Origin of the sequence: Bradyrhizobium sp. 31Argb (assembly GCF_043638955.1) — a bacterium.
Lineage (GTDB): Bacteria > Pseudomonadota > Alphaproteobacteria > Rhizobiales > Xanthobacteraceae > Bradyrhizobium.
This window is the reverse complement of the sequence record NZ_JBEGDB010000395.1, coordinates 1-5,641: the sequence shown is the minus strand read 5'-3', so window position 1 is coordinate 5,641 and position 5,641 is coordinate 1. Positions and strand designations below refer to the sequence as shown.

Genomic DNA, 5,641 nt, shown 5'->3' with positions numbered 1-5,641 from the left:
CACCGATCCGATTCGGTGTCGCCGCCCCAATCCTGACGGTCAGTTCTCCGGTAACATTCTTGATGAGGCAATGCGATAGTGGGGGATTTTATGGGGCATCGTTTTGCGAAGTTGCTATCGTTGTTGAGTTTTCTTACCGTCGCCACGCCTGTCAGTGCCGCTTGGGAAGATCAAGTTGATTGGACCTGGCCTTCATCGAAAAATCCGAAGGTTCAAAGTCTCGGCCTTTACGCCGTTGAGGTCCGATGCTCTCCACGTGGCGGATCGCTTGAGGGCGTGACGAACGCATGGACCGGCAAGACACGCAGCCTTCTACTGTTGATTACAAAATCTGTCGGCACCGGCACTCCCGCCGTGGACAAGCTCCCGAGCGATGCGGTCGGAGCGGTTCAGGCCTATAGCGCAAGCAGCAAAGACTGGACGTCGTACGACTATCGGCACTGCAAGAAGGACTTCCTTGTCGCAGGCTCGAAACTCGCTTTGGTCGCAGTGAAGAACGAAAACGACGATCCCGCCGGCGGCCCGCTTGGGCAGTTTGTATCCGGTCTGCTCGGCATCGTTTCGCCGCTGTTCTCGTTCTTCACAGGACAAGCCCTGCCGACCGAAATCGCGTCGAAGATCACCAACCTGCAATCCGCGGCCGACCCTTTCAGCAAGTTGCTCGGCGCGCTGAAATCGGGAAGTACTCAAACGAGACCGGTGGATGTTTTGCGGACGGGGACTTACAGCTACGTCACCGACTACGCTGCCGTTAGTGTGACGATCCGATCAATCGAATCGATCGTGCTGGACAGAAATCCAAGCTTCCGCGACGATCTTCGCGCTCAGGTGAAGGCTGCGCCAGACAAGATTGACGCAACCAAGCTCAAGCAAAGCTGCCTAGCTGCCCGCGCCGGGATATCGGACCTTGGTTTTCGCTCCACGATCGATATCGCTTATGGAATGATTGCGCTTGCCGGCAAGGCCGGCATCAACAAAGGCCAGATGCTGGATTGCCTTTCATACCCTTACGCGATGGCAATTGCAGGCCGCAGGGACCAAAACAGTCTGATTTGGAAGGACTTCCTGGCCGAGCAGAAATTCGGCCAAGACGACATTGACCGGTACCTTCTTCCCGTCGATCCAAGCAGCACTCAACCAAAATTCAGGGTGATAGCTTCCAAGGTCGATGATCTCGTCATATCCCTCGCCCAATATGCAAGAAACAATCCGCATCCTCAGCAAGCGGTCGACCATCTCACCACTCTTCTTGCCGAAGATATTGCAGTCGTCGACAAGACATCGGACCTGGTCGTTGGCGGCAACGGTTCTTACAAACGCTTTGATCTTATTAAGAAGCTCACCGCCGAAAATACTCAGCCTCCTCCCGAGAGACGATACATCCGTTTCGGCTGTTACGAAGAAGCGAAAGACACGACAGGACTGTTCATCGACGGAGCGTCATCTATTTTTCTTGTCTTCAAGGCCAAGAATGATGACACCACCGTATCGTTCGAAAACGTGCTCGCAATGAAGCCCGGCCCAGATTCGAAAAACATCACTGGATTGATCGTTTCCTCGGACCGATCATGGATCAACAAGGTGCTGACGAATTGGAATTACGTCTGCGGAGACTTCTCCATTAAGAGGCCCACATAGTCCGTCCGGGCTGAGCAGGCGCGCCGCCCGCGATTAGCCGGCGGCGCCGACCTCGAAGACCTCGCCGTCATAGCCGGCCTCGAGCGGAATGCGGAGCTGGCGGCCGGTGGCGGTCTTGGTCATGACGGGCATCACCGTGACGATGGATTTGCCGCGGCTGTCCTGCAGCGCCTCGCCGACGCTGGCCTGCTTGCCTAGCCTGATCAGGTTGCGGGTGGTCGGGAACGGTAGCTTGAAGCGGCCGCTTTCCCCGCCTTCCAAGGCCTCACGGGGGGAAACCCAGATCGAATCGGTGGATTCCCTGCCGTCATGGGTACCGAGCTGCTCTGGAGGCGCCGCGGCGAGGAAGAACCAGGTGTCGAACCGCTTCGGCATGCCTTCCGGCGTGATCCAGTGCGCGTAAGGGACGAGTTCGTCGAGCGCCAGCACCATGCCGGTCTCGGCCAGCACGTTCAGGAAGCTGGTTTTGCTTTCGCAGAGCCGGCTCCGATGCGCGAGCTCGATCTCGCGGGCGCGGGTGGCATCCACCAGTTCGCTCGATCCCTTCGGCCGCGCCAGCAGGATGCCGCTCTCCTCGAAGGTTTCTCTGATAGCGCCGATGCGGAAGCTGAGCGCGCTCTCGTCGAGCCCCTCGCCGGCGGAATAGAGCGCGTGGTTGGCGATGATCTCCTTGTCGCCCTTGTCGACGCTGCCGCCGGGAAACACCAGCGCGCCGGAGGAGAAATCGATTTCGTAATGGCGGACCATCATGAAGATTTCGATTTCCCGCCGTGCCGCCGCGTCGCGGAGCAGCAGGATGGTGGAGGCAGGGCGCGGCGTAACGGTCTCGGCCATGGCTAGCCTGCGGCGCTGGACTGCGGCTGCAGATTGGCGCGGCGGTCGACGCGGGCCACGCGCGACAGGAGGTAATCGACCTCCGCCCTCGCCTGCGGCGTGATGACGGCGCCCGGCTTGCGCTGGGCGCTGGAGGCGATGATGCCGCGCTTCTGCAGCACATATTTGCGCACGGTGAGCCCGACGCCCGGCTGCTGCTCGTAGCGGATCAGCGGCAGATGTGCGTCGAACAGATCATGCGCGGCGTCGCGCTTGCCGGCCTTGGAGAGCTTGACCACGTCGATCAAAAGCTCGGGGAATGCGTAGCCCGTCATCGCGCCATCGGCGCCGCGCTCCATCTCGAAATCGAGGAACAGGCCGCCATTGCCGACCAGGATGGACAGCGGGCGCAGCGAGCCGTCCTTCTGGAAATTGCGCAGCGTGGTGATCTTCTCCAGACCCGGCCAATCCTCGTGCTTGAGCATCACGCAGGACGGGCAGTCCATCACGATCTTGCGGATCACCGCCGGCGTGAACACCACCGTGAGCGTCAGCGGGTAGTCCTGCAGCACCCATGGAATGTCGTCGCCGATCGCTTCCTGCGCCTGCTTGAAATAGGCGGTGATCTGGTCGTCGGTGCGCAGGTGCGGCGGCGGCGCGATCATGACGCCGGCGGCGCCGGCATCCATCGATGCCTTGGCCAGCGAGCGCATCGAGGCGAAGCCCGGCGCGGACACGCCGACGATCACCTGCAGATCCTTGGCGCGCTTGACGAAGCGAACAGCCACCTGCTCAGCCTCGGCGGCATCGAGCTTTGGCGCCTCGCCCAGGATGCCGAGCACGGTGACGCCGTCGCAGCCGACCTCGGTGTAGAAGTCGCTGAGCCGGTCGATCGAACGCTCGTCGATGCGGCCGTCGTCATGGAACGGCGTCGGCGCGATCGCAAAGGTGCCGGCGGCCTGGGCGGTGAGCTTCGTCATTCGTGCCTCTATCCTCTCTTGTCATTCCGGGGCGATGCGCAGCATCGAACCCGGAATCTCGAGGTTCCGGGTTCACGCTGCGCGTGGCCGGAACGACTGTGTACTTCAAAACCGCCGCGCGCCCATCTTGATCTGCTCTTCCGAGAAGAAGATGTCCTTGGCGTGGGTGACGATATCCTCGGCCTTCCAGCCCGTGAACGGCGGCTTCCAGCCTTCCATTTCCATCATCCGCATCTCCCTGACCCCGCGCGGGCCGGAGACGCCGAGCACCTTGCCGGTCTGGTCGCCCGACAAGTCGCTGACCATGTATAGCACGGCCGGCGCAATGCCGTCCGGGTCGAGCGCAGCGCCGGGGTTTTCTTTATAGCGGGGCAGGTCTGCGGTCATGCGGGTCAGCGCGCCCGGCGCCAGCGTCCAGATCCGGATGTTGTATTTGCGGCCCTCGATCGCGAGCACGTTGGAGAAGCCCCAGATGCCGCCCTTGGCCGCACCATAATTGCTCTGGCCGAAATTGCCCATCAGCCCCGAGGTCGAGGAGGTGTTGACGATGACGCCGCCGCCGTTCTCGCGCATCCATCGGAACACCGGCAGCGTGCAGCAGAACGTGCCTTTCAGATGCACCTTGATCACCCTGTCCCAGTCGGCCTCGCTCGATTTGGCGAAGGTCTGGTCGCGCAGGATGCCGGCATTGTTGACGAGAATGTCGGCGCGGCCGAAATTCTTGATGGCATCGTCGAACACCGACTGGCCGCCCTCCAGCGTCGAGATGTCGGCGCCATTGGCGACCGCGCGGCCGCCCTCGGCCTTGATCGCATCCACCACCTGCTGCGCCATCGACTTGTCGGCGCCCGAGCCATCACGCGGGCCGCCGAGATCGTTGACCACCACCGCCGCGCCCTCGCGCGCGAACAGTTTTGCGTAGGCTTCACCGAGTCCGCCGCCCGCGCCGGTGATCAGCGCCACCTTGCCGTCGAGTAATCCCATGGTTGTTTCTCCCGCTTCGTTATTCCTTTTCTCCGTCATGGCCGGGCTTGTCCCGGCCATCCACGACCTTTGTCGCCATTGGCAAGAAAGACGTGGATGCCCGGGACAAGCCCGGGCATGACGAGACAGCTCAAAGCGCCTCCACCGGAATCATCAACCCAGCACCGTCTTGCCGCTGCGGATCACGGTGACGCCGCGCGATTTCACCTTGGCCTCGAATGAGATCACGTTGCCGTCCTTCCAGAGATCCATGGTCACGGTCTCGCCGGGAAACACGGGCGAGGAGAAGCGCGCGACGTGCTGCTTGAAGGCGGACGGATCGTAATCGGCATAGGTCTGCAGCACGCCGCGGCAGGTGATGCCGTAGGTGCACATGCCGTGCAGGATTGGCCGCGGGAAGCCTGCTTTTTTCGCGAACTCCGGATCGGAGTGCAGCGGGTTGCGGTCGCCGCAGAGGCGGTAGATCAGCGCCTGGTCCGGGCGCGTTGCGATGTCGACGGTCCGGTCGGGCGCGCGCTCCGGCACCTTGTGCGGCTCGGGCTGGCCCTCGGACGGTCCGCCAAAGCCGCCATCGCCGCGGGCGAAGCGCGAGGCGACCAGCGTGACCAGCTTCTCGCCCTTCTCATCCCTGAGGATGGTCTGGTGGCGGATCACCGCGCCCTTGTCCTTGCCCTTGTCGAAGACGTCGAGCACGCTGGAATCAGCAGTGATGTTTGCGGCGGTCGCCAGCGGCTTGTGGAAGGTGATGTCGCGCTCGCCGTCGACGACGAGGACGCGATTGAGATTCATCTCCCCGGGGCCGGCGCCCCAGGCCGCCACCGATGCGAAGGTCGGCACCACCTTCAGCGGACGCGGCGTCAGCGTCGCCTCATTGACGAAAGCGAGTTCGCGCTCGTCCATGGGATCGGCGCCGATGCCGATGCCATAGGCGTAGAGCATCACCTCGCGATCGCCGTAGCTGTACTTCTGGCCGAGGTTTTTCAGGGCCCTCAGTTGCTCGTAATTGATCGGCATTTTTCTCGTTCCTCCCCGGATATCCGCTTCGCCGGCGCCCGTTACAGCGCCCTCTCCCCTTGCGGGAGAGGGCAGTTCCGCTGCCGGCAACAAACTCGTTCGGGTGAAGGGGTTGCTCCCGCGAGCACCGAACCTGCGGAGAGAACCCCTTGTATCTGCACGGGCATGATTTGTGCGATGGAAGCGATTTAGCGTCTTGGCCGGTGGCCACC

5 protein-coding genes are annotated in these 5,641 nt (G+C 62.2%); 1 reads left to right on the top strand and 4 read right to left on the bottom strand.

From position 1 onward, the window contains the following. Positions 1-90 precede the first annotated feature (90 nt). Entirely contained in the window at positions 91-1,638 is a 1,548-nt protein-coding gene (locus tag AAFX91_RS38365; RefSeq protein WP_394569952.1) for a hypothetical protein, read from the top strand. Positions 1,639-1,671: 33 nt separating this feature from the next. On the opposite strand, the gene AAFX91_RS38360 is transcribed toward AAFX91_RS38365, so the two are convergent. The 4 genes from AAFX91_RS38360 to AAFX91_RS38345 all read right to left on the bottom strand — a co-directional run bounded on the left by AAFX91_RS38360 (position 1,672) and on the right by AAFX91_RS38345 (position 5,429). Beyond that, positions 1,672-2,472, bottom strand: a complete 801-nt coding sequence (locus AAFX91_RS38360; RefSeq protein ID WP_130582262.1) for an NUDIX hydrolase — start codon at positions 2,470-2,472, stop codon at positions 1,672-1,674. A 2-nt stretch (positions 2,473-2,474) separates the two neighbouring features. Further along, complete coding sequence (locus AAFX91_RS38355; RefSeq protein WP_130582261.1) at positions 2,475-3,431, bottom strand: dihydrodipicolinate synthase family protein; 957 nt, start codon at positions 3,429-3,431, stop codon at positions 2,475-2,477. A gap of 105 nt (positions 3,432-3,536) precedes the next feature. Continuing rightward, positions 3,537-4,415, bottom strand: coding sequence for an SDR family oxidoreductase (locus tag AAFX91_RS38350; RefSeq protein ID WP_394569951.1), 879 nt, complete (start codon positions 4,413-4,415; stop codon positions 3,537-3,539). 153 nt (positions 4,416-4,568) lie between these two features. After that, positions 4,569-5,429: a MaoC family dehydratase gene (locus AAFX91_RS38345; RefSeq protein ID WP_130582259.1), complete on the bottom strand. Its 861-nt coding sequence runs from the start codon at positions 5,427-5,429 to the stop codon at positions 4,569-4,571. Positions 5,430-5,641: the final 212 nt, after the last annotated feature.